The organism is Collimonas fungivorans Ter331 (assembly GCF_000221045.1).
GTDB lineage: Bacteria > Pseudomonadota > Gammaproteobacteria > Burkholderiales > Burkholderiaceae_D > Collimonas > Collimonas fungivorans_A.
This window is the reverse complement of record NC_015856.1, coordinates 4,715,524-4,738,298: the sequence shown is the minus strand read 5'-3', so window position 1 is coordinate 4,738,298 and position 22,775 is coordinate 4,715,524. Positions and strand designations below refer to the sequence as shown.

Sequence of the window (22,775 nt, the reverse complement as noted above, 5' to 3'; positions counted from 1 at the left end):
CTGCCGGGCCTTCGGCGTCGATTTGCCTAGCGAGGCCGATGCCTTCTTGGCAACGGTCTTTTTAACGGTCAGGTTCATGGTCCTCTCCCTTAATCAGCGGCCAGGCAATGGTGTGATTGGCCGCTATCCAGTGATTTCCCAGCGCAAAACTGCCATAGTTTATACCAAACATTGCTCCAAACCGCGAATAAAGATGTCTTTCGGCAGATTCTTGCCAATGAAGACCATTTTGCTGCCGCGTGTCTCATTTGCGTCCCATTTGCCGCCGACGTCGCTGCCCATGATCTGGTGCACTCCTTGGAACACTACCTTGCGGTCGGCGCCATCCATCAACAATACGCCTTTGTAGCGCAACATGCGCGGTCCGTAGACCTGCACCAGGCCGCCCAGGAATTCATCCAGGCGAGCAGTGTCGAAAGGTCTTTCACTTTTGAAAACAAAAGCGGCGATTTCGTCATCGTGATGTGCATGGTGATGGTCGTGGTGGCCGTGCCCTTGGTGCTGGTGGGAGGGGTGATCGCAATCGTCGCCGCTGTGTTCGTGGCCATGTTCTTCCTCTGTTGCCAAAAAGTCAGGATCGATTTCCAGCTTGGCGTTGAGGTTGAAACCGCGGATATCCAGGATTTCTTCTATCGGCGTGTGCTGCGGATCGAGGGTGATGATCGGCGCGCGCGGGTTGATGCGCTTGAGGCGGCTGGTCAGGGCGGTTACCTCTGCCGTCGTCACCAGGTCGGTCTTGGAGAGCAGCAGCTTGTCGGCGAAACCGACCTGGCGTTGCGCTTCTTCCTGCTGGTCGAGTTGCATCATCGCGTGTTTTGCATCCACCACGGTGACGATTGCATCGAGCATGAAGTGCATCGCCACTTCGTCGTCGACAAAGAAGGTTTGCGCTACCGGCCCCGGGTTGGCCATGCCGGTGGTTTCGATGATCACCCGGTCGAAGTTCAGCTCGCCGGCGGCGCGGCGGCGCGCCAAAGTGGTCAGGGCGACGATCAGGTCGCCGCGCACCGTGCAGCAGATGCAGCCGTTGTTCATTTCGACGATTTGTTCTGTGCTGTCCTGGACCAGGATTTCATTGTCGATATTTTCCTGGCCGAACTCATTTTCAATCACGGCAATCTTATGGCCATGCTGCTGTTGCAGGATGCGGTTGAGCAAAGTGGTTTTGCCGGCGCCGAGAAAGCCGGTCAGGATAGTGGTGGGTATAAGTGCCATGACGCGATCCGGAAAAGTAAAAAACGATATAGGGATGAGGAAGTGCGCGGGGGAATTCGAATGGGCCAGCCGTGGCTGCAACTGCGCGCTATTGCAAATCAATGCGCGCAGTCTGCGCACCAGCCCTTGATGGTCAGTTCGATCTCGTGGCCCTGGAAACCCTTGCCCAGCGTGTCTTGCAAGGCTTGCTGCAACTGCTTGCGCAGCTTCGCCGGCGTGGTGCTGCTGCCGGCATGGCTGTCGCCCAGCGCCAGCATGCTGTCGAGGAAACCTGCGTCGCCGCTGCCATCCAGGCAGAATATTTTGGCGCAGCGGGTGCACTTGAAATGGCCGTGCTGGTGCTGGGTTTGATGTGTGGCGTGGCCGGAATGGCCGGCGGCGTGGCTTGATTCGCTGTGTTCGGTGCCGGCGCTATAGCGGAAGACGCGGTCGTCGCCGGCGATCTTGTGCGCCAGGCCGGCGTCTGTCAGGCAATCGAGGGCGCGGTACAAGGTTACCCGGTCCATCTCGGTAAACTGGTCTTGCATGTCTTGATGAGAAAAAGCGCAACGTGCTTCCAGCAGGGCGGCCAGCACCTTGATGCGGGCAGGCGTGATACGCAACGCGACCTCGCGCAGCTGGGCCTCGGCCAATGCCGCCGTATGCGGACGGGAGCTGCTGGCGGCCATGGTCGCGACAGATTTGGATTTTGGGCCTGGGTTCATGGTGCAATATGGGTAGGTAAGGCCTCAATTATGCCTGAAATGCAATTCAGTTGCATATTTGAGTTTCAAATTGGCGTTTCAAGCGCTTGTTGCATGCGAGTTGCATGTGGGTTGCTCGTGCGTTATTTGTCGGTGATTTTTTTTGCCCGCGGATGGGCGGCGTCATATACCTGCGCCAGGCGCTGGAAATCAAGCGAGGTGTAGACCTGGGTGGCGGCAATCGACGCATGTCCCAGCAGTTCTTGCACGGCACGCAAGTCGCCTGAACCCTGCAGCATGTGCGAGGCGAATGAATGACGCAGCACGTGGGGATGCACATTGCTGGCGATGCCGAGCGACTGCGCGTGATGTTTCAGCCGCAACTGCACCACGCGCGGCGAGACGCGTGTGCCGCGTTCGGTCAGGAACAAGGCTGCCGCATGTTCGCCCTGGTCGCTTTTGAGCAGCGCCGCGCGTTGCGGCAGCCAGGCTGCAATCGCTTGTATCGCCGGTTTTCCCACCGGCACGCTGCGTTTCTTGCCGCCTTTGCCGGTGACCGTCACTTCGGCGGCGTCAAGGTCGATCCAGCCGGCCGATTCGTGGTCCGGCTGGCGGCTATAGTGCAGGTCCAGCCCGGCCAGTTCCGAAACCCGCAGGCCGCTGGAATACAGCAGTTCAAACATCGCCTGGTTGCACAGCGCCATGCTGGAGCCGGCATCGGCCAGCGGGTTGCCGCTGGCGACCAGGTGTATTGCATCGTCTGCTGCCATCGCTTTCGGCAGCGGTTTGGTGCGCTTGGGGGCTTTCACGCCTTCGACGGGATTGCTGGCGAGCGTGGTCTGCTCCGCCAGCCATTCGAAAAATCCGCGCCAGGCCGACAGCTTGCGCGCGATCGAGCTGGGATTCAAGCCGCGCGAATGCAATTGCGCGGCAAATTTGCGGATATGGAAGTGGGTTATGGCGGCGAACTGCCAGTTATCGCCCAATGCTTGCGTCAGGCTTGCCAGTTCTTTCAGGTCGCGGCCGTAGTTGCTGATGGTATGCGCTGACAACTGGCGCTGGCCCGCCAGGCTGTCCAGATAGCCGCTGAGGTAAGCCTGGTTGGCGTCGACGCTCATGATTCGGGCGTATTATTGCGGGCTTACTCGAGCAGGCAGGCCAGCGCAGCGCTTGCGGTCTCGCCAATCTGCACCAGGAAATCGGTGGCCATGTCGGCGCTGAAGCGTTGCGGATCGGGCGAGCCCAGCACCAGCAGGCCGAAGGTAGCCGAGGCGGCGGCGCTGCGTAAGGGCAGCATGGCTACCGACTGGACGTGATGCTCCAGCCAGGCAGCTGCTTCGAAGTCATTATTGCTGCCGCAAAACGGCAGGCTCAAGCCATTGGCGAAAATCTTGGCATCCTCGGAAGCTTCCGCGGCAAACCATGTATGCGAATAATCCTCGGCCACGCCCCACAGGCGCAAGGTGGCCTGGGGCACGCCAAAACTGGTGCGCAGGCCATCGACCAGCGTGTGCGGCAAGTCAACGTCATTACGCGCCAGCAGCAGGCTGCGGGTCCAGGCGTACAGCTTGTGCGAGCTCGCATCATTTTCCTGGGCGTTGCGCATCATGTCGGCCAGGCGCAGGTCCTGCACCTTGATTTTTTCGCGCAGCACTTCCATTTGCCGCTCTTGCAGCGAAACGGCACGGCCGAGCAAAGGGCTGCTGAGGCGGATCTTGGCCAGCAGTTCGGCATGTTCTTCAAAAAAATGGGGAGAGTCGATCAGATATTGGGCGACAGTATCGGGATCCAGTGGGAGGCTCATGTGCGTATCGGTGATGAAATCGGTGATGAAAAAAGAGAATGATCAAGGGTACACCGCTATGCCGGTGCATGACAACCGGAGGTCCTGTCGCGCAGACAATAAAAAAGGCCCACATGGCAAGCCATGTGAGCCTTTTACATCTCTAGTCAAGCAACCTTGCCCGCTTGCTGCCGCGGGTTCGGCCAGCTTAAATTAGAACTTGTGACGGATACCAACAGCAACTGCTGTCTGGTTGCCAGTGTCGCCAAGGCTGTCGCCGTAGACGCCTGGATTGACAGCATCCTTAGCGCGCAGGTTCGAAACGAAAGCATACAGGTCAGTACGCTTCGACAGGAAGTAGTCTGTACCCAGGTTGAATTGGGTCAGCTTGCCCTTGTCGGCGCCAGCATCAGCAAATGTCAGCTTGTTGTATTGAACGCTAGCCAGCAGGTGCAGAGGAGCTGTAACAGCGTAGTTCACGCCCAGTTCGAAGATGTCAGCCTTGGTGTTGTTGAAGCTGCCAACTGTGAAGCTGCCTGGTTGCAGGATGCCGGTAGTAGCCGAGTTCGAGCTGGTTGCCAGAGGTTGCTTGGTACGCGACCAGTTACCGTACAGGCGTGCAGGACCAGCTTGGTAGCTAGCACCGATGCTGAATGTCTTCAGAGCTGTGTCGCCGGATTTGCCGGAGAAGTTAGCTACTTGCGAACCGTTGATCAGCGAAGTGTCGCTAGCTGTTGGCGAACCCAGTTTCGATTGGTAGTAAGCAGCGAACAGACCCAGAGGACCGTTAGCGTATTGAGCGCCAGCGCCGAACGATTGGCCAGCCGAAGTTTGACCAGCTGTTTCGCCGAAGCCATAGATCAGGCTACCGGTGAAGCCGGATACGTCTGGAGTGTTGTAACGGATCGAATTGTTAGTACGTGTACCTTCCAAACGGTCCAGATTGTGACCGACGGAACCAGTTACACCACCGAAGTCTTGAACCGAAGTCCATTGGCTGACGTCGTCCAGGATGTCAGTTTGACGACCCAGCAGGACGGAACCGAAGTTGCCGCCCAGACCGACTACCGACTTACGACGGAACAGAGTAGTTGTACCCTTGTCGCCTTGCAGGCCGCCAGTGTCGTTGTTGAAACCAGCTTCCAGTTGGAACAGAGCCTTCAGACCGCCGCCCAGATCTTCAACGCCTTTGAAACCCAGACGCGAACCTTGGATGATGCCGGAGTTGATGCTGAATTTGCTGCCTGTACCACCAGTAGATGTCAGGGCTTTGCTTGTGTAAACGATGCCAGTGTCAACGATACCGTAGATAGTGACGGAGCTTTGAGCTTGTGCTGCACCTGCGATTGCGCCGAGTACGGCCAGTGCGATTAGTGATTTCTTCATTTGACGTCCTTTATTTAGAAAACTGTCTTAAGGATCCGTACATCTTGCCGGATGGATGAACATTAAGGTGTCTCGCTGGCTATGCTGGCGGTTTGGTTTCCTGTGATGCTATAAATTGGTCGAAATTGAAGAAGATTGTTAATTGTGTTGTATTTTTGTGACAGGCAAGGAAGGGCATGAGCAACGCTTGCGGCGGCTCAGGTTTGCGCAAATCGGGATATGCGGGATGGGTAATTGGGCAATTACGCATGTTGCGTAACTGATATCAGGCTTTTCTCGAGGGCTGGTAAAAAGCCCCGGGCGGCATGAACCGCCCGGGATTTAATGCAACAGCAAGCTTTGCCACTAGGCGGCTAACTTATATTAGAACTTGTGGCGGATGCCGATTGCAACAGCAGCCTGGTTGCTCTTGCCGGCGTCGTTCTGGACCGCAGGAGCCGAGTAGTCGCCGACCGGAGCACCGTTCTTGCCCTTGGCATAGGATGCCAGGGTGTACAGATCGGTACGCTTGGACAGGTAGTAATCCACGCCCAGGTTGACTTGGGTTACCTGCGGCTTGGAACTGTTGCCTTCAGTGTTGCCGTCCAGCGAGTACTGGGTGTGCTGTACCGAAGCCAGCAGGTGCAGCGGGGCTGTCAGAGCGTAGTCGGTGCCCAGTTCAAAAATGTTCTGCTTGTATTGCTCAGGAACATTGATGCGCGACCAGTTGCCATACAGGCGAGCTGGGCCAGCTTGGTAGCTGGCGCCCAGGCTGAAAGTCTTGTTCATGGTGTCGCCTTCGGCAACCGGGTTCAGCTGGAACAGTGGCGCAGTATCAGCGGAATTCTTGCCTGCCTTCGACTGATAGTAGCCCAGGTAAGCACCCAGAGGACCATTGTCATAAGCAACGCCGCCGCCGAAAGCCTGGCCATTGGAGTTGGCGCCAGCTTCTTCACCGAAGCCGTAAATGGCGCTGGCAGTAACGCCGCTGAAGCTTGGCGAGTTATAGCGGATCGAATTCTGGGTGCGCGAACCTTCGAGGCGGTCGCCAACGTGCGGGCTGCCGACGAAATTGCCGAAATCCTTGACGGAAGTGTACTGGTGACCATAGTCGTCCAGGACGTCCGATTGACGGCCCAGCAATACGCTACCGAAGTTGCCGCCCAGGCCGACTACCGATTTACGGTTGAACAGGGACTTGTCTTGTTCGAAACCGCCGGTGTCGGTATTGAAGCCAGCTTCCAGCTGGAACAGGGCTTTCAGGCCGCCGCCCAGATCTTCCACGCCCTTGAAGCCGATGCGCGAAGTATCGATGTTGCCGGAGCCTACGCCGAACTTGCTGCCGCCTAGGCGGCCGTCGTTTGCATTGTTAGCCGGAACATTGTTGTTGGAGTAGGTAACGCCGGCATCAACGGTACCGTAGATGGTGACGGAGCTTTGAGCTTGTGCTGCACCTGCGATTGCGCCGAGTACTGTCAGTGCGATTAGTGATTTCTTCATTTGACGTCCTTTAAATAGAAAACGGTCTTAAGCATCCGTACGTCTTGTCGGAGGATTGAACCTTAAAGGCAGTTGCCCGGATTTCCTGCAGTTTGGTTTGTTGTGGATTTGTAAATTTGTCAAAACTGCATGTATTCGATGAATTCGTTGTATTTTTACTACGAATATCAAGAAAAAATCTTCTCTGTCCCCGATTTTTTTTGACTATTAAGTGGAGTTGGCCATTTTTGACACGATTTAAGCGAAATTGTAGGAATTATCCTTCCACATTTGGCGCGCGTCGGAGCGCGGCATCCTTTACCTGCTTCTGTCTGCGGGGAACTTGTGTTGCGTAGAAGATTCACATATTGTAAAAATTGAGCAAAAACAAAATTTCATGCATTTATCGAGGATAATTTACGTTTTGGTAATGAGCATTTATGGCTAAACGTGAAGACTTGGCGATTATTCGCGCGGCGCGTGCCGGGCAAGCTGCCGCACAACTGGCCCTAGGCAAGCGCTATTTATTCGGCGGCAACGGCTTGCCGCAAAGCTTGTCGACAGCGCTGCATTGGCTGGATCGCGCCGCACAACAGCAAGAGTCCGAAGCATGGATGCTGATCGGCAGCCATATTCCGCTGGAAGTGGCTGAGGCGGCGAGCGATCCGTTGGCGCTTTGCGTCTGGTATGAACGCGCTTTTGACGCCGGCCTGATGCAGGCAGGCCTGGTGCTGGCGCAATTGGTGCTGAATCGCGAAGGCGGCAATCCGCAAGTGTTGCCGGGCTTGCACGGCAAAGTCATCAAGGCCCTGGAAACCGCCGCCCACGCCGGCATCGCCGAAGCGCAATGGCTGCTGGCGCAGCACGCCGATAGCGCGCCGTTGCCAGGCCGCGCGGCGCCAAGTGAGAAACTGGCCGGGGTGCAGTCTGAGACTCAGCCTGAGTCCAAGCCGGAACAGGACGCGACCTTGAAATGGACCGCGCGTGCCGCCGACGCCGGCGTGATGCAGGCGCAGCAATCGCTGGCGCAACTCGCATGGGAAAAAGCCGACTGGCCGGTGTTTCTGGAAAGAGCGTTGCCGCTGGCGAGGGCGCTGTCGGAACAGTATGCCGATATCCTGGCGCAATTGAATGTGCCGTCGGAAACTCTGGCGCGCCAGCTGGGAGAAGAAAACCTGTCCTTGTTGCTGCGCAGCGCCCAGGTGCTGCAGACCAGCGACGGTTTCGATGCGGCCGAGGTGCAGCAATTCCTGGAACTGGCCGCGTATGGCGACGACAAGGCCGCGCAGCTGGCCTTGGGCCTGTGGTACGCCCGCATGAACAGCGACGGCGAACGTTTGCTGGTGGGGACCGGGTCGGCCAATTACAAAAAAGCAATCCGCTGGCTGACGCTGGCCGGCGAAGCCGGATTGGCGGATGCCTGGTATGCCTTGTCGCGCATTTACCTGAAGTCGGAGTTTTCGCAGCGCAACCTGGTCGACATGCAGCGCCATCTGGAACATGCCGCCGAAATGGGACATCGCGCGGCGCAGCTGGAGTGCGGGCTCAGCGCCTGGCGCAACCGGCGCGAGAAACTTGCCAACGATGTGCGCGCCGTCTACTGGCTGCAAAAAGCGGCGGCGCAAGGCAGCGGCGAAGCGGCAAACCTGCTGGCGCGAATCGCCGACAGCGCACAGCCGGCGGCCTGGGCAGAAGCAGCCAAGCAGCAGCTGACGCGTGAACAAGTCAAGGCGCACCCGTTCCTGGCCGCACGGATCGAACTGGCCGTGCTGTTCGGCCTCAGCCGGCCCGAGGCTTTGCTGCTGGATTTGAACCAGGCCGATTGCGGCCATTGCCTGGTGATCGATATCCGCGCTCACTATGCGCGCAGCAAACGCCGCCTGATATTGATCCAGACCGGCGACGAGCGCCAGGCCCTGACCCGGATCGCCCGCCTGTTTGAAGATGTGGATTGCGGTCCGAACGGACCTGAAGGCAATTACCGGCAGCGCCTATACCGCTTCAAGACCGCGGTGCCGTCTTCAGCGGCGGAAGCCGATGAAGTCCTTTAACGCTTATGCTCACTGACGCTTAACCGGCCGCGGCGATTTCGATTTCGCCCTCGAATACAGATACCGCCGGGCCGGTCATCATGACCGCCTGCTGTCCGCCGGCCCAGGCGATCGACAGTTCGCCGCCATGGGTCTGCACCGCGACCGGCGAGTCCAGCAGGCCGCGCCGGATGCCGGCAACCACCGCAGCGCAAGCGCCGGTGCCGCAAGCCAGGGTTTCGCCGGCGCCGCGCTCGAATACGCGCAGCTTGATGCTGTGGCGATCGACAATCTGCATGAAGCCGGCATTGACCCGCCGCGGAAAGCGCGGATGATGTTCTATCAGCGGACCTTCGGCCAGCACCGGCGCCGCCTCGCTGTCCTCGACTACCTGCACCGCATGCGGGTTGCCCATCGATACTACTGAGATCCATACCTGTTTGCCCTGGACATCCAGCGGCCAGAGCGTATCTTCGCCCATCGCCCGGCTATCCAGGTTGCTGGCGTCGAACGGCACCGCGGCGGGCGCCAGGACCGGCGCGCCCATGGCGACCGTAATGCGGCCGTCGTCTTCCAGCTTCGGTTCGATGATGCCGGACATGGTTTCCACCCGGATCGCGCGCTTGCTGGTGAGACCCTTGTCAGTGACGAATTTGACGAAGGCGCGAGCGCCGTTGCCGCATTGTTCAACCTCGCCGCCGTCGGCGTTGTAAATCCGGTAGCGGAAATCGACGCCTTCCGCCTGCGATTTTTCCACCACCAGCATTTGATCCGCGCCCACGCCAAAGCGGCGGTCGCCCAGGCGCTGCCACTGCGCAGGAGTGAAATCGACATGCTGGTGGATCGCGTCGATCACGACGAAATCATTGCCGGCGCCGTGCATTTTTGTGAATTTGAGTTTCATGCAGCCATTATGATGGAAACGGCGCTAGTGCGCAGCAGTGTCGGCCTGCTCCGGCGCAGGCGGGGAATAGACGTCAGCCTGCCCAGGGGGGCGTGTCTTGAAGCGTTTGTGGGCCCAGAAATATTCCGCCGGCGCTTCCAGGATGCGGGCTTCGATAAAGGCGTTCATGCGGCGCGTGGCTTCCGTCATGTCGTCGCCGGGATAATTTTCCCAGGCCGGGTAGAAGGTCACTTTCCAGCCTCTGTAGCCGGGCAGGAAAGTTGCGATCATCGGCACCACGCTGGCTTTGGTGGCGGCGGCAATGCGGGCGGTAGCGGTCAGCGTCGCCGTCGGGATGCCGAAAAACGGCACAAACTCGGCGTCCTTCATGCCGAAGTCCATGTCCGGCAGCATGATGAACGGGAAACCTTCGCGCATGGCGCGGATGATGGGTTTGACGCCTTGCTCGCGAGTAAAGAGCTTGACCGGACGGAAACGCGATCGGCCTTTCAGCAGCGCGGCATCGGTCACCGCATCTTGCTGGCGGGTATAGATGGTGCAGATCGACAGCGAGGAATTGAGCACCAGGGCGATGCCGGGAATTTCCAGGCAGACGAAATGCGGGCACAGCAGAATGGTGGGGCCGGCCTGCAGCGTACTGAGCGGCAAGTCCGATTCGATCTTGATCAGCCGCCGCAAGCGGTTTTCAGAAGCCCACCACAGCACGCTGCGCTCCAGCACGCTGCGCGAGTAAGCCTGGAAGTGGCGGCGCGCCAGCACCACGCGCTCGGCTTCCGTCATGTCTGGAAAACACAGCCGCAGGTTGGTCAGCGTGATGTGCCGCCGCGGTTTCATGATGATGAACAGTAGCGAGCCCAAGGCTTCGCCGATCGGTCCCAGGATCCACAGCGGCAGGAAATGCGCCAGCCACAGCAAGCCGAGCAAGGCCCTCATGCCTGCTGCTCCGGTGCGGCGGGGTTGGAAACCGCCGGCGGCGCTTCAACCCCGGGCGGCGTCTTGTAGCGGTTATAGCTCCAGATATATTGCGCCGGGCAGCGCGCGATCAGCTTTTCCATCGCCAGGTTGATGGCTAGCGTGCGTTGCTCGGGGGTGTGGCCGGGCGTTTCATCGAAAGGCACGAAGCGGATCACATACCCGCGGCCGAACGGTAAGCGTTCGGCATAAGACAGGATAATCGGCGCGCCGCTCATCTGCTGCAGCTTGGCCGGCAAGGTCATGGTGTAGGCCGGGCGTCCGAAAAAATCGGCCCAGATGCCTTCGCCGTTTTGCGGCACCTGGTCCGGCAGCAGGCCGATCGCCTGGCCCTTCTTGAGCGCCTTGAACAGGGTGCGCACGCCCGCCAGGTTGGCCGGCGCCAGCAACAGGTTGTGGCGTCCGCGCGCGCCTTCGATCAAGGGCTTGAGCGCGGCTTTGCGCGGCGGCCGGTACAGCGCGGTAAGCGGGGTCTTGGTGGCGATCGCCTGGGCGATGATTTCAAAGCAGCCCAGGTGCGGGGTCAGGAAAATCACGCCGGTCTTGGCGTCCAGCGCCGCTTGCGCCAGCTCCCAGTTCTCGATGGTGGCGGTGCGCAGCACCCGTTGCGGCGCGGCGCACCAGATGAACGGCAGCTCGAACATGCTCTTGCCGGATTCGCTGATGGCCTGCGGCAAAGCCGCCGGATAACCGGCCCGGAACAGATTGTCTTTTAGTTTGCCGCGGTACGAAGCCGAGGCCAGGTATACCAGCCAGCCGCCTAGCGTCCCTATTGCATGCAGGAAAAGCAGGGGCAGCGTCGACAGCAGGCGGAAGAGTGTTACAAGCATTGGCGGAGCTCATCAAGAGCCAAAAGAAGGTGGATTTTGCCGATTTTTTTCAAGAGGCGTAAAATAGCACAATAGTTTGAAAACCGAATAAGGTTGCAAGGTGTTTTTAGGTGGCGGATAGATTGCTTGCCAGAATCATCTTAATATATAGTAATTAGCATTATCCGCCGAGTTAATAGACAACTTGCGAGGCGGCATACAAATTTCGCTAAAGCGTCGCAGGCTCAACAGGTTTGACTGCGACATGGTCACCACTGTTTTTTTGTAGGAGCCTGTTATGGCACATGAGTACCTCTTCACTTCCGAATCCGTCTCCGAAGGTCATCCCGACAAAGTCGCGGACCAGATCTCCGACGCTATCCTCGACGCCATCTTTACCCAAGACCCGCAAGCCCGGGTCGCCGCCGAAACCTTGTGCAATACCGGCCTGGTCGTGCTGGCGGGTGAAGTCACCACTTTTGCCAATGTCGATTACATTGCCGTCGCGCGCGAAACCATCAAACGCATCGGCTACGACAACGCCGACTACGGCATCGATTACAAGAGCTGCTCGGTGCTGGTCGGCTACGACAAGCAATCGCCGGACATCGCCCAGGGCGTGGACGAAGGCAAGGGCATCGATCTCGACCAGGGCGCCGGCGACCAGGGCCTGATGTTCGGTTATGCCTGCGACGAAACGCCGGAACTGATGCCGGCCGCAATCTATTACGCGCACCGCATCGTCGAACGCCAGTCGCAGTTGCGCAAGGATGGCCGCCTGCCTTGGCTGCGTCCGGATGCAAAATCGCAAGTCACGCTGAAATACGTCGACGGCGTGCCGGTAGCGATCGATACCGTGGTGCTGTCCACCCAGCATGCGCCCGAAATGCAGCACAAGGCGATCGAAGAAGCGGCGATCGAAGAAATCATCAAACCGGTGGTGCCGAAGGAATGGCTGCAGAACACCCGCTACCTGATCAACCCGACCGGCCGTTTTGTCATCGGCGGCCCGCAAGGCGATTGCGGCCTGACCGGGCGCAAGATCATTGTCGACACCTACGGCGGCGCTGCGCCCCACGGCGGCGGCGCATTCTCCGGCAAGGACCCGTCCAAGGTCGACCGCTCGGCGGCCTACGCCGGCCGTTATGTCGCCAAGAACATCGTGGCCGCCGGCCTGGCCACCCGCTGCCAGATCCAGGTGTCGTACGCCATCGGCATCGCCAAGCCGACTTCGGTGATGGTGACCACCTTCGGCACCGGCAAGATCAGCGACGAAAAACTGGCGCAGCTGGTGCTGGAGCATTTCGACCTGCGTCCTAAAGGCATCGTGCAGATGCTGGACCTGCTGCGCCCTATCTACCAGAAGACCGCAGCCTACGGCCATTTCGGCCGCGAAGAGCCGGAATTCACCTGGGAGCGCACCGACAAGGCTGCCGCACTGAAAGCCGCTGCGCTGTAACAGCCGCCTGGCGGCAAGGCGGGGGGAAGCATTTCCCCGTCTTGCCGCGCCAAATGCCAGAATCGTGCTTTGCACGATGGTAACGACTTGCTACACTGACCACCTCAGTGACTACGACAAAAGAACAAGTCCCGCCATGGCCTCCGCCCCCCAAACCGTTTCCGAACCATCTGCCGATCAGCGTCCTTTGCGTCCCGTGATCACCACCTTGCCGCGTTTTCGCCTGGCGGCCTGGCTGGTCGCGCTCACCGGGCTGTTCCTGGTGATGACCCTGCACATGCTGACGGCCTTGCTGGCCGGCTTGCTGGTGTACGAACTGGTGCGTACCCTGACGCCCCTGGTGCAGCGGCGCCTGACCAGCCAGCGCGCGCACCTGATTTCGGTCGTGTTCCTGTCGGCGATCATCATCGGCGCGCTGACGCTAGCGATAGTCGGGCTGGCGGCCTTTTTCCACGGCGGCCCCGACCGCATCCAGGTGCTGCAAGGGAAGCTGATGGTAGTGGTGGACCAGGCCCGCACCCAGCTGCCGGCCTGGCTGCAGCAATACCTGCCGGACGATATCGACGACATCCGCGAGATCATCAGCGACTGGCTGCAGTCGCATCGCGGCGAAGTGCAGCTGGCCGGCAAGGAAGCGGTGCAGGTATTCGTCCACGTACTGGTGGGCATGGTGCTAGGCGCCATGGTGGCCTTGAACGCCGCCCATCCGATGCCGCTGCTGCAGCCGCTGGCGGCCGAATTGCTGGGACGGGCGCAGCTGCTGGCGGATGCGTTTCGCCGCGTGGTGTTCGCCCAGGTCAAGATTTCCCTGCTGAACACCACCTTGACAGCGATTTTCCTGCTGGTGGTGCTGCGCCTCGGCGGCATCCACCTGCCGTTGACCAAGACCATGATCGTGGTCACGTTCCTGGCAGGCCTGCTGCCGGTGATAGGCAACCTGATTTCGAATACGCTGATCGTGCTGGTGGCCTTGTCGGTGTCGATCTATGTGGCGCTGGCGGCGCTGGTGTTCCTGATCGTGATCCACAAGCTGGAATATTTCCTGAACGCGCGCATCGTCGGCTCGCAGATCAATGCGCGCAGCTGGGAGTTGCTGCTGGTGATGGTCCTGACCGAAGCCGCGTTCGGCCTGCCGGGACTGGTGGCGGCGCCGATCTACTATGCTTATATCAAGAGCGAGTTGCACGAAATGGGCTGGGTCTGAGGCTTGTTCGCCAAGCCGGATAGCCGGAATAAGCGCTTCAGCTAGCCGAAAGCTGGCCGTTTGCTTTAAAATAGTGGATCGTATCCAAGGAGCGTTGCGACAGACACCGTCTGCCAGGCTTGGTACAGTCATTTTGCAACTGCGCTCACGTTACTTTTTTTCTAACGAAAGGAGGGCGTGATGAACGCCGCAGTCATGAACGCATCTACACATTCCTCGACAACTTCCACCAGCCACGATTACGTGGTCGCCGATATCAGCTTGTCCGCCTGGGGCGACAAGGAAATCAAGATCGCCGAAACCGAAATGCCGGGCCTGATGGCGATCCGTGAAGAATTCGCCGCAGCCCAGCCGCTCAAGGGCGCACGCATCACCGGTTCGATCCACATGACGATCCAGACCGCAGTGCTGATCCAGACCCTGGAAGCCTTGGGCGCCAAGGTGCGCTGGGCATCCTGCAATATCTATTCGACCCAGGACCACGCCGCCGCCGCGATTGCTGCCGCCGGCACCCCGGTGTTCGCCTTCAAGGGCGAATCGCTGGACGACTACTGGGATTTCACGCACCGCATCTTCGAATGGCCGGGCGAACAGCAAGCCAACATGATCCTCGACGACGGCGGCGATGCAACGCTGCTGCTGCACCTCGGCACCCGCGCGGAAAAAGATATTTCGGTCTTGAACAATCCAGGCTCGGAAGAAGAAATCTGCCTGTTCAACGCCATCAAGAAAAAGCTGGCGACTGCGCCGAACTGGTATTCGACGCGCCTGGCCCAGATCAAGGGCGTGACGGAAGAAACCACTACCGGCGTGCATCGCCTGTACCAGATGCACAAGGAAGGCAAGCTGGCGTTCCCGGCAATCAACGTCAACGATTCGGTCACCAAGTCCAAGTTCGACAACCTGTACGGCTGCCGCGAATCGCTGGTCGACGGCATCAAGCGTGCGACTGACGTCATGATCGCCGGCAAGGTTGCCGTGATCGCCGGTTACGGCGATGTCGGCAAGGGTTCGGCGCAAGCCATGCGCGCGCTGTCGGCGCAGGTCTGGGTGACTGAAGTCGATCCGATCTGCGCCCTGCAGGCGGCGATGGAAGGTTATCGCGTGGTGACCATGGAATATGCGGCCGAGCACGGCGACATCTTCGTCACCTGCACCGGCAACTACCATGTGATCACCCATGCCCACATGCAAAAGATGAAGGACCAGGCAATCGTCTGCAACATCGGCCACTTCGACAATGAAATCGAAGTCGCCGCGCTGAAGCAGTACACCTGGGAAAACATCAAGCCGCAAGTCGACCACATCATTTTCCCGGACGGCAAGCGCATCATCCTGCTGGCCGAAGGCCGCCTGGTGAACCTGGGTTGCGGCACCGGCCATCCGTCGTACGTGATGAGCTCGTCGTTCGCCAACCAGACCATCGCCCAGATCGAATTGTTCGTCAACACCAAGGCCTACCCGGTCGGCGTGTACACCTTGCCGAAACACCTGGACGAAAAAGTCGCGCGCCTGCAGTTGAAAAAACTGAATGCGCAGCTGTCGGTCTTGACCGAAGAGCAGGCGGCTTACATCGGCGTCAAGCAAACCGGTCCTTACAAACCGGAACACTACCGTTACTAACCGCCAGGCTGGGCACCGGCATACGCCGGTGCCCAGGCCTTGCAACACCAAGAGGAACACACGATGCGCTTACTGATTACCTGGCTGATAAATACCCTGGCCTTGCTGGCGGTGCCGTATCTGATGCATTCGGTACAGTTCGCCAGTTTCGGCGCGGCCCTGATCGCGGCGCTGGTGCTGGGTTTCGTCAATACCCTGATCCGTCCGATCCTGCTGCTGCTGACCTTGCCGGCGACCTTGCTGACGCTGGGCTTGTTCATCTTCATCATCAACGGCCTGATGTTCTGGCTGGTGTCGCACCTGGTGAGCGGGTTTTACGTGGCCAGTTTCTGGTCTGCGGTTGGCGGCGCCATCTTGTACAGCATCGTTTCGTGGGCGCTGTCCACCTTGCTACTGAAGAAGAATTAGATGTCACAAAAAAACGCTCAAAAGAATTTCAGCATTGAGTTTTTCCCGCCGAAGACGCCCGAGGGCGCGGAAAAACTGCGTGTGACGCGCGCCAAGCTGGCCGAGCTGCATCCGCGGTATTTTTCGGTCACTTTCGGCGCCGGCGGTTCGACCCAGAAGGGTACGCTGGATACCGTGCTCGATATCCGCAGCGAAGGCCACGAAGCGGCGCCGCACCTGTCTTGCCTGGGCAGTTCGCGCGAATCGCTGCGGACCATCCTGGCGCAATACAAGGATCATGGCATCAAGCGCCTGGTTGCGTTGCGCGGCGATTTGCCGAGCGGTTACGGCGCGATGGATATTTCTTCCGGCGAATTCCGTTACGCCAATGAGCTGGTGGAATTCATCCGTGCCGAAACCGGCGACTGGTTCCATATCGAAGTCGCAGCCTATCCTGAAATGCATCCGCAGGCGAAGTCGCCGCAAGACGACGTGCAGCGTTTTGTCAGCAAGGTGAAGGCGGGCGCCAACGGCGCCATCACGCAGTACTTCTACAATGCCGATGCGTATTTCCGCTTTGTCGACGAAGCCCAGAAACTGGGTGCTGCGGTGCCGGTGATCGCAGGCATCATGCCGATCACCAATTATTCGCAGCTGATGCGTTTTTCAGACATGTGCGGCACCGAGATCCCGCGCTGGATCCGCCTCAAGCTCGCCAGCTACGGCGACGATAGCGATTCGATCCGGGCCTTCGGCCTGGATGTGGTGACCCAACTGTGCGAACGTTTGCTGGCGGGCGGCGCGCCCGGCCTGCATTTCTACACGCTGAACCAATCGCCGGCGACCATCGCCATCTGGCAGCGCCTCAAGTTATAAACTCATTGCTTCAGTGATGACGGCGTCCAGCGCGATATCGTGCGCTGCGCCGTCAAATTCCGCCAGCGCGCAAGAGTAGGCGATGCCGACTGTCTGCGGCCGCGCCAGCGGCGCCAGCGTGCGGTCGTAAAAGCCGCCGCCGTAACCCAGCCGTATCTTGTTGCGGTTAAAACCCACGCAGGGAATCAGCAAGGCCTGCGGGATCACGGTCACATAGCTGGCCGGTATGGCGACCCCGAAACCATCCTTGACCATGGCTTCACCCGGGCTCCAGCCGACAAAGCGCAGCGGGCTGTCGACATCGATCACCACCGGCAGCGCCAGGCGCATGCCGCGCGCTGTCAGTTCGGCGTAGGCCGGTTGCAGGTCGGGTTCGCCGCGGATCGGCCAATAGACGCCCAGCGTGCCGTCCGGATACGCCAGGCCCCAACCGCTAGCCCAGGCGATCACCCGTTTTCCAAGTTCCGCATCCCAATTGCGGCGGTGCGCCGGGTCGATAGCCTGTCGCGTTGCCAGCAAGGCACGCCGCAGCTGCGCTTTGTCCGGTCCAGGTGTTGCATCCCTGGCATCACATGCTATGCTAGACGTCATCGTTCGCACTCGTAAAATAAGGTTGGCAGTTATATGTTTAATACGCAGTTTAAAACGCGGTTCAAAACGCAGTTCAAAACGCAATGGCTTGTTGTCATCGCCATCGCCGTGGCTTCTTCCGCTGTGATGACAAGCGCTGCTTATGCCCAGAAACGTTCCGCAAACGGCGCCACCGCAGCCAGCTACACCGGCCAGGACGACAGTTTCCTGGCCCTGCGCGATGCCGCCCGCGCCAACAATGCGGATAAAGCGGAGCTGCTGGCTTCTACTTTAAGTGATTATGACATTCCTTCCTATGTCGATTATTACCGCCTGAAACCGCTGATCAAGGACCTGGTGGCGCCGCAGTCGGATATCCGCGACTACCTGGCGCGCTACGACGGCAGTGCGATCGCCGACCGCTTGCGCAATGACTGGCTGCTGGAACTGGGCAAGGCCGGCGACTGGAACACCTTCGACGAGCAATATCCGAAATTCGTCCTCGACGACGATACCCAACTGAAATGTTACGCGCTGACCTCGGCCGCCTTGAAAGGCGTCAATGTCGCCAATGAAGCACGCGCCTTGCTGACTACGCCCAAGGATTACGGCCAGGGTTGCACCGGGCTGATCGGCATGCTGGCGCAAAACGGCCAGTTCAGCGCCGACGATGTCTGGTTCCAGATCCGGCAAGCGGTAGAAGCCGGTTTTGCCGGCGTTGCGCGCCGCATGACGCCGTACATCGACGCCGACGATTCCCAGGTGGCGCAAGCCATCGACAAGTCGGCGCTGGTGCTGGCGCGCGGCCCCGGCGCCGGCCGCAGCAACCACGAATTGTTCATCCTCGCCTTGGGGCGGGTAGCCAAGAACGATAGCGGCCGCGCAGCGGCGGCGCTGAGCGCCGGATCTGACCAGCTGACTTCATCCGAGCGTTCGCTGGCATGGGCGCAGGTAGCGCTGCAGTCGGCGCTCAAGCTGGAGCCGCAGGCCATCGACTATTGGCGCCAGGTCAAGAGCAATGCGGTATTGTCGGGCGATGCCTATCAGTGGCGCGTCCGTTCCGCCCTGCGCGCCGGCGACTGGAAGCTGGTGCGCAGCGGCGTCGAGGCGATGCCGGAGGCTTTGCGCGGCGATCCGGCCTGGGTCTACTGGCAAGCCCGGGCCGACCAGTCCTTGGGCAAATCCGAGCAGGCGCAGCAGCAGTTCCAGTCGATCGCCGACCAGACCAACTTCTACGGCCAATTGGCGCTGGAAGAGCTGGGCCAGAAAATCATTGCGGTTTCTTCCACCCAGGCCTTCAGCCCGGCGGAAATGGCGCCGATGGTAAATAACCAAGGCTTCCGCCGTGCGTTGCGGTTTTTTGACATGAACCTGCGTTTCGAAGGGGCGCGCGAGTGGAACTGGGAGTTGCGCAAGATGACCGACCGCCAACTGCTGACGGCGGCCGAGTTCGCCCGCCAGAACAATGTCCTGGACCGCATGGTGAATACTTCCGACCGCACCAAGGTTGAAGTCGATTTCAACCAGCGGTTCCCCTCGCCCCACCGCGACGTGATGACTACCAATACCCAGAACCTGGGGCTCGACATGGCCTGGGTCTATGGCGTGATCCGGCAAGAATCGCGTTTTATCAGGAGCGCCCGCTCGAATGTCGGCGCCAGCGGCCTGATGCAAGTGATGCCGGCGACGGCGCGCTGGGTTGCTAAAAAAATCGGCTTGAGCGGCTTCACCAACGACCAGATTTCCGACGTCAACACCAACATCCTGCTGGGCACCAATTACCTGAGCATGGTGCTGGCCGACCTGGACGGCTCGCAAGCGCTGGCGTCGGCGGCCTACAACGCCGGCCCCGGGCGGCCGCGCGCCTGGCGTTCGACCTTGCCGGGCACGGTCGAAGGCGCGATTTTTGCGGAATCGATCCCGTTCAGCGAAACCCGCGGTTATGTAAAGAATGTATTGTCCAACGCGACTTATTACGCTGCCTTGTTCGACGGCAAGCCGCAATCCTTGAAGGCGCGGCTGGGCACCGTTGCGCCCAAGGGGTTTGTTGAATCGGCCTTGCCTTGATATGGCATAGAATGTCGAGATCCGGAGTCGCCTATGCAAACCACCGAGCTTGATCCCAGCCTGTCCGCCGCCTTGCAAAAAGCCGGCGCGGACGGCTTGCTGCTGGTGATCGCCAACAAGAATTATTCTTCATGGTCGATGCGGCCATGGGTGGCGATGACCGCTTTCGGGATTCCGTTCAAAGAGCTCAAGATCCTGCTGCGCCAGGCCGACACCGCAAACCGCATCGGCCGCTATTCGGCCAGCGGCCGGCTGCCGATCCTGATGGTGGGCGAAACGGCGATCTGGGATTCGCTGGCGATCTGCGAATACCTGGCCGAACAGTTTCCCGATCTCGGCATGTGGCCGCAAGACATGCTGGCGCGCGCCACCGCCCGTTCGATATGCGCTGAAATGCATTCAGGCTTCGCGGCGCTGCGTTCGGACATGCCGATGGATATCCGCACAAACAAGCCGGGATACGGCCGCACTGCCGGCGCCCAGGCCGATATCGCACGGGTGGTTGAAATCTGGGAAACCTGCCTGTCCGAATTCGGCCACCATCAATTCCTGTTTGGCGCCTTCTCGATTGCCGACGCTTATTTTGCGCCGGTAGTGATGCGTTTCCGCAGCTACGGCGTTTCGCTGGCGCCTGCCTTGCAGGCCTACGCCGAGCGGGTGCAAGCGCATCCCGCGGTGGCGCGCTGGATGCAGGAAGCGCTGGCGGAAACCGAAATACTGCCGGACGCAGTTCCGCCGGATTAAAGGTTCAATCCATGAAAGTTTTTGCAGTCGGCGGCGCGGTGCGCGACGAGTTGCTCGGACTCCCGGTCAAAGACCGCGACTACGTGGTGGTCGGCGCTACGCCAGACGACATGCTGGCGCAGGGGTTTCGCCCGGTCGGCAAGGATTTTCCGGTGTTCCTGCATCCAGACACGCATGAGGAATACGCGCTGGCGCGCACCGAACGCAAGACTGCGCCCGGCTACAAGGGATTTGTGTTCCATACCGATCCCGACGTCACGCTGGAGCAGGACCTGGTGCGGCGCGATCTCACCATCAACGCCATCGCGCGCGCCGGAGACGGTACCGTGGCCGATCCGTTCAACGGCCGCCGGGATTTGCAAGACCGGGTATTCCGCCATGTCTCCGACGCCTTCGCCGAAGATCCGGTGCGCATCTTGCGCGTCGCCCGGTTTGCCGCGCGCTTTACCGACTTTACGGTAGCGCCGGAAACCAATGCGCTGATGCAGCGCATGGTGGCGGCCGGCGAGGTTGACGCGCTGGTGCCGGAGCGAGTCTGGCAGGAACTGGCGCGCGGCCTGATGGAAAGCCGGCCGTCGCGCATGTTCGAGGTCTTGCGCGCTTGCGGTGCGCTGGCGCGCATCCTGCCGGAACTGGATGTCCTGTGGGGCATTCCGCAGCCGGAAAAATATCATCCCGAAATCGACACCGGCGTACACGTGATGATGGTGGTCGATACCGCCGCCGCAGAAAACCATGCATTGCCGGTGCGCTTCGCTGCATTGGTGCACGATCTCGGCAAAGGCGCGACGCCGGCCGCCGGCTGGCCCAGCCATCACGGTCATGAAGGGCTGGGCGTAGAGCTGGTGGAACGGGTTTGCCAGCGCCTCAAGGTGCCGGGCGAGGCGCGCGACCTGGCGTTGATGACGGCGCGCGAACACGGCAATGTCGGCCGCGCATTCGAGCTGCGCGCGAACACGATCGTCAACCTGCTGGGACGCTGCGACGCCTTTCGCAAGCCGCAGCGCTTCGTCGACATGCTGCGCGCCACCGAATGCGACTATCGCGGCCGGGCCGGTTATGCCGGCAAGCCGTTTCCGCAACTTGCTTATCTGCAGGCCGCCTTGAAGGCGGCGCAATCGGTGAATGCCGGCGTGATCGCCGGCATGTTCCAGCAGCAGCCGCAACGGATACCCGAAGCGATCCATGCAGCGCGGGTTGAAATGGTTGAGCAGGTAGTGCAAGCACAGCGTTCATGATCCGAGTAAGCTGGTCCGAAAGGGAAAGCCGGGATGACAACAGCAGAGGCAGGTAGCGCAAGCCAGGCGCCGGGGAAAACCGGCGGCGCCGGTCCGGGCAAGGCATCGCGGCCAATCATTTTCGTCAAGGAATTGTCGCGCCGCGCCCGCAGGCGCTTGCTGCGCCATTTCCTGGCATTGAGCAGCAGCGATCGCCTGCTGCGCTTCGGTTCGGTGTTATCGGATGAACTGCTCAGCCGTTATGTCGAAAATATCGATTTCTCGCGCGATACGGTGTTTGGCGTCTACGACCGCAAATTGCGCCTGCTCGGCGTCGGCCACCTGGCGTTTGCGCCGCGCGAAGCGCTGCCCTCGGTGAGCGCATCCACCAGCAAGGAGCGGGTGGCCGAATTCGGCGTCTCGGTGGCCGCCTCCGCGCGCGGCATGGGAGTCGGCAGCCGCTTGTTTGAACGGGCGGCGATCCGTTGCCGCAACGTCGATATCGATACCTTGTACATGCATTGCCTGTCGTCGAACAAGGTGATGATGCACATCGCCAAGAAAGCCGGCATGGCCATCCATCGCGATTACGGCGAGGCCGACGCCTACCTGAAGCTGGCGCCGGCCAATCCGGCCAGCGTGTTGCAGGAAGCCGTGCAGGAACAGGTGGCGACGCTCGACTACACGCTCAAGGCGAACTTGCGCGCCGCGCTGAAATGGCTGGGCAGCCTGCCCGGCATCAAGCGTGATTAAGGTGCAATTAAAGCAGAGGCAGCGCCGTCGTATCTTTGATACGCTGCAGGGCAAAACTTGATTTGACGTCCAGCACCGCGGGATGGCGCAGCAATGTTTCCATCATGAACCGCGAAAAATGCGTCATGTCTTCCACATGCACCCGCAGCAGGAAATCCATTTCGCCGGTCATCGCATAGCAGGCAACCACTTCCGGCCACTGCTCGACGGCGGCGGAAAAAGAGGCGCGCGGCGACATGGCCTGGTTTTGCGCCGCCGCCTTGGTGCCGCTGAGGTATTGCGGGTCGCTATGTTTCTCCAGGCGCACGTTGATGTAGGCCAGCAGGCCCAGGCCGATCTTGTCCGGCTCCAGCAGCGCCACATATTGCCGTATCACGCCGGCCTGCTCCAGCTGCTTGATGCGGCGCAGGCACGGCGACGGCGACAGGTTGACCCGTTCCGCCACCTCCTGGTTGCTCAGGCGGCCATCCTCCTGCAAGATCGCCAGAATTTTGCGGTCTGTTGCATCCATTGCAATCGTTGGCATAAATGACCCTAAAGAGAATGGTTTTCATATTATTATTGCGCAAATTTTTCTCTGCGGGGCGAATTTTGCAATTAACTGCCCTTAACTCGGCCCTATACTGTAGGCATTG

The 22,775-nt window shown here is 59.9% G+C and carries 21 protein-coding genes and 1 riboswitch; of the genes, 10 read left to right on the top strand and 11 right to left on the bottom strand.

Annotation, left to right across the window (positions count from 1 at the left end; all coding sequences use genetic code 11):
- Nucleotides 1-159 precede the first annotated feature (159 nt).
- The 6 genes from CFU_RS21030 to CFU_RS21005 all read right to left on the bottom strand — a co-directional run bounded on the left by CFU_RS21030 (nucleotide 160) and on the right by CFU_RS21005 (nucleotide 6,546).
- Nucleotides 160-1,215, bottom strand: coding sequence for a CobW family GTP-binding protein (locus CFU_RS21030; protein ID WP_041742597.1), 1,056 nt, complete (start codon nucleotides 1,213-1,215; stop codon nucleotides 160-162).
- Between the two features lie 98 nt (nucleotides 1,216-1,313).
- Nucleotides 1,314-1,883: a Fur family transcriptional regulator gene (locus CFU_RS21025; protein ID WP_148265031.1), complete on the bottom strand. Its 570-nt coding sequence runs from the start codon at nucleotides 1,881-1,883 to the stop codon at nucleotides 1,314-1,316.
- A 158-nt stretch (nucleotides 1,884-2,041) separates the two neighbouring features.
- Entirely contained in the window at nucleotides 2,042-3,016 is a 975-nt protein-coding gene (gene xerC / locus CFU_RS21020; protein ID WP_014008012.1) for a tyrosine recombinase XerC, read from the bottom strand.
- 23 nt (nucleotides 3,017-3,039) lie between these two features.
- The gene (locus CFU_RS21015; protein WP_014008011.1) at nucleotides 3,040-3,702 is read right to left on the bottom strand and encodes a DUF484 family protein; all 663 of its coding nucleotides are present in this window, start codon (nucleotides 3,700-3,702) and stop codon (nucleotides 3,040-3,042) included.
- A gap of 192 nt (nucleotides 3,703-3,894) precedes the next feature.
- Entirely contained in the window at nucleotides 3,895-5,067 is a 1,173-nt protein-coding gene (locus tag CFU_RS21010; protein ID WP_014008010.1) for a porin, read from the bottom strand.
- A 363-nt stretch (nucleotides 5,068-5,430) separates the two neighbouring features.
- Entirely contained in the window at nucleotides 5,431-6,546 is a 1,116-nt protein-coding gene (locus tag CFU_RS21005; protein WP_014008009.1) for a porin, read from the bottom strand.
- Nucleotides 6,547-6,965: 419 nt separating this feature from the next.
- Here CFU_RS21005 and CFU_RS21000 point away from each other — a divergent pair, with 419 nt between their 5' ends.
- On the top strand, nucleotides 6,966-8,576 hold the full coding sequence (locus CFU_RS21000; RefSeq protein ID WP_014008008.1) for a tetratricopeptide repeat protein: 1,611 nt from the start codon (nucleotides 6,966-6,968) through the stop codon (nucleotides 8,574-8,576).
- 19 nt (nucleotides 8,577-8,595) lie between these two features.
- Here the strand turns inward: CFU_RS21000 and dapF are convergent, their stop codons facing one another.
- The 3 genes from dapF to CFU_RS20985 are packed head-to-tail and all read right to left on the bottom strand — an operon-like array spanning nucleotide 8,596 to nucleotide 11,261.
- The gene (dapF, locus tag CFU_RS20995; RefSeq protein ID WP_014008007.1) at nucleotides 8,596-9,459 is read right to left on the bottom strand and encodes a diaminopimelate epimerase; all 864 of its coding nucleotides are present in this window, start codon (nucleotides 9,457-9,459) and stop codon (nucleotides 8,596-8,598) included.
- 24 nt (nucleotides 9,460-9,483) lie between these two features.
- Nucleotides 9,484-10,392, bottom strand: coding sequence for a lipid A biosynthesis acyltransferase (locus CFU_RS20990; RefSeq protein WP_014008006.1), 909 nt, complete (start codon nucleotides 10,390-10,392; stop codon nucleotides 9,484-9,486).
- Entirely contained in the window at nucleotides 10,389-11,261 is an 873-nt protein-coding gene (locus CFU_RS20985; RefSeq protein ID WP_014008005.1) for a lysophospholipid acyltransferase family protein, read from the bottom strand. The genes CFU_RS20990 and CFU_RS20985 overlap by 4 nt, the downstream gene beginning before the upstream one ends.
- 277 nt (nucleotides 11,262-11,538) lie before the next feature.
- Here CFU_RS20985 and metK point away from each other — a divergent pair, with 277 nt between their 5' ends.
- The 5 genes from metK (at nucleotide 11,539) to metF (ending at nucleotide 16,789) form a co-directional block, all read left to right on the top strand.
- Nucleotides 11,539-12,699 (top strand): methionine adenosyltransferase, encoded by a 1,161-nt coding sequence (metK, locus tag CFU_RS20980; protein WP_014008004.1) that lies wholly within the window; start codon nucleotides 11,539-11,541, stop codon nucleotides 12,697-12,699.
- Between the two features lie 136 nt (nucleotides 12,700-12,835).
- Entirely contained in the window at nucleotides 12,836-13,903 is a 1,068-nt protein-coding gene (locus tag CFU_RS20975) for an AI-2E family transporter (RefSeq protein WP_081466526.1), read from the top strand.
- A gap of 79 nt (nucleotides 13,904-13,982) precedes the next feature.
- Nucleotides 13,983-14,057, top strand: a riboswitch (S-adenosyl-L-homocysteine riboswitch).
- Between the two features lie 26 nt (nucleotides 14,058-14,083).
- The gene (gene ahcY, locus CFU_RS20970) at nucleotides 14,084-15,526 is read left to right on the top strand and encodes an adenosylhomocysteinase (protein WP_041742593.1); all 1,443 of its coding nucleotides are present in this window, start codon (nucleotides 14,084-14,086) and stop codon (nucleotides 15,524-15,526) included.
- A 63-nt stretch (nucleotides 15,527-15,589) separates the two neighbouring features.
- Complete coding sequence (locus tag CFU_RS20965) at nucleotides 15,590-15,934, top strand: phage holin family protein (RefSeq protein WP_041742591.1); 345 nt, start codon at nucleotides 15,590-15,592, stop codon at nucleotides 15,932-15,934.
- Nucleotides 15,935-16,789: a methylenetetrahydrofolate reductase [NAD(P)H] gene (metF, locus tag CFU_RS20960; protein ID WP_014008000.1), complete on the top strand. Its 855-nt coding sequence runs from the start codon at nucleotides 15,935-15,937 to the stop codon at nucleotides 16,787-16,789.
- Here the strand turns inward: metF and CFU_RS20955 are convergent.
- Nucleotides 16,784-17,380 (bottom strand): 5-formyltetrahydrofolate cyclo-ligase, encoded by a 597-nt coding sequence (locus CFU_RS20955; RefSeq protein WP_148264907.1) that lies wholly within the window; start codon nucleotides 17,378-17,380, stop codon nucleotides 16,784-16,786. The genes metF and CFU_RS20955 overlap by 6 nt on opposite strands.
- 33 nt (nucleotides 17,381-17,413) lie before the next feature.
- Here CFU_RS20955 and CFU_RS20950 point away from each other — a divergent pair, with 33 nt between their 5' ends.
- Genes CFU_RS20950 through CFU_RS20935 form a run of 4 tightly spaced genes read left to right on the top strand, consistent with a single transcriptional unit; the run spans nucleotide 17,414 to nucleotide 22,140 of the window.
- Nucleotides 17,414-19,426 carry a lytic transglycosylase domain-containing protein gene (locus tag CFU_RS20950; RefSeq protein ID WP_014007998.1) on the top strand — a complete coding sequence of 671 codons (2,013 nt, stop codon included), beginning with the start codon at nucleotides 17,414-17,416 and terminating at the stop codon, nucleotides 19,424-19,426.
- Between the two features lie 33 nt (nucleotides 19,427-19,459).
- Entirely contained in the window at nucleotides 19,460-20,170 is a 711-nt protein-coding gene (locus tag CFU_RS20945; RefSeq protein ID WP_014007997.1) for a glutathione S-transferase family protein, read from the top strand.
- Between the two features lie 11 nt (nucleotides 20,171-20,181).
- Nucleotides 20,182-21,408 carry a multifunctional CCA addition/repair protein gene (locus CFU_RS20940; protein WP_014007996.1) on the top strand — a complete coding sequence of 409 codons (1,227 nt, stop codon included), beginning with the start codon at nucleotides 20,182-20,184 and terminating at the stop codon, nucleotides 21,406-21,408.
- Between the two features lie 33 nt (nucleotides 21,409-21,441).
- A complete protein-coding gene (locus CFU_RS20935) occupies nucleotides 21,442-22,140 on the top strand; it encodes a GNAT family N-acetyltransferase (RefSeq protein ID WP_014007995.1) in 699 nt (232 codons plus the stop codon).
- A 7-nt stretch (nucleotides 22,141-22,147) separates the two neighbouring features.
- Here CFU_RS20935 and CFU_RS20930 read toward each other — a convergent pair whose 3' ends face one another.
- Nucleotides 22,148-22,666 carry an Lrp/AsnC family transcriptional regulator gene (locus CFU_RS20930; protein ID WP_014007994.1) on the bottom strand — a complete coding sequence of 173 codons (519 nt, stop codon included), beginning with the start codon at nucleotides 22,664-22,666 and terminating at the stop codon, nucleotides 22,148-22,150.
- Nucleotides 22,667-22,775: the final 109 nt, after the last annotated feature.